This window comes from Butyricicoccus sp., assembly GCF_050872565.1.
Taxonomy (GTDB): domain Bacteria; phylum Bacillota; class Clostridia; order Oscillospirales; family Butyricicoccaceae; genus Butyricicoccus_A.
This window is the reverse complement of record NZ_JBNMHC010000522.1, coordinates 1-1,079: the sequence shown is the minus strand read 5'-3', so window position 1 is coordinate 1,079 and position 1,079 is coordinate 1. Positions and strand designations below refer to the sequence as shown.

Annotated in this window: 1 protein-coding gene; it reads left to right on the top strand. The window is 48.0% G+C overall.

The annotated features are described in order from the left end of the window. The first annotated feature begins 40 nt into the window (after nucleotides 1–40). Nucleotides 41–919, top strand: coding sequence for a helix-turn-helix domain-containing protein (locus ACR0P9_RS13075; RefSeq protein WP_432620836.1), 879 nt, complete (start codon nucleotides 41–43; stop codon nucleotides 917–919). Nucleotides 920–1,079 lie beyond the last annotated feature (160 nt).

Here is a 1,079-nt window from a genome sequence, read left to right as displayed (position 1 = left end):
TTCATCGTATTTGCTTTCAAAGAAATAGAGGTGTAAAAAAATGAAAAGTGTTGATCCAGGCATTCTCCCGCAATCCCATTGCTCGACGTTTCAGCCGTCGGAATTTGCGAGAAAGAACCTGATCTATATGACTTGGTGCGGCCACTACTACTGTACCGGACAATACTATATGGATCGAGACAGCTATCCGGAAGCCCTGCTGCTATTCGTGCGCAACGGTGAGATGGATGTCAAATATAAGCACAAGTCCTATACGATTCATAAAGGCGATGTATTACTGCTCGACTGCGTCAATCCACATTACTATCGTTCGCACGACGGCACGGAGTTTGTCTACATCCATTTTGACGGCGGCAATTCTCACGCGCTGGTCGATTATGTCATCGAATTAAACGGCAGCCCTATATTCCGTCAGGACGAAAACATGGAAATCGGCAAAGAGCTGTACGAAACCGCTCTCATGCACGAAAAAGGCACCGTGCAGCCGCCTTTATACATTTCTACGTGGATTACGCAACTTTTATACAAGCTTTCGCTGTCCGCCGTCCCGCCTATTGAAGAGAACGCGCCGATCAGCGAAGCGATCCGCTACATCCTCGCGCATGTCGGAGAGCCAATCACGCTGGATGATTTGTCTCAGCTGACAAACTTCAGTCCATACTATTTATCGCATCTATTTAAAAAGCAGACCGGCTATTCTCCATCCGAATATATCATCAACACCCGCTTGGAAAAAGCCCAGCGATTGTTGACACACAGCCGAAAATCCGTTGCGGAAATCGCCTACGAAGTCGGCTACGGCTCCGCGAGCAGCTTTATCAACGTATTCACGCGCAAGGTCGGATGTACACCGAAAACCTACCGCACCCAGCAGCAGAGCGGCAACGTGCTCGCCACCAATGACATCGAAATTTTTTAACCTGCAAAAGACCGAAGCACATGTGCTTCGGTCTTTGTTTCTGTCGCGAGTTTGCGCTGAAATTGCGCATTTCTGCGTTTTGTTCATCTATCTTGCTCTTGCGTCTTTCCCACATAAAAAAGCAGCCATTGTCCATCTCATGGGGAATGAGACGAACAAC

What these genes read in the sequence shown, in the direction of transcription:
- ACR0P9_RS13075 (WP_432620836.1), top strand. Translation starts at nt 41, where the DNA reads ATGAAAAGTGTTGATCCAGGCATTCTCCCGCAATCCCATTGCTCGACG.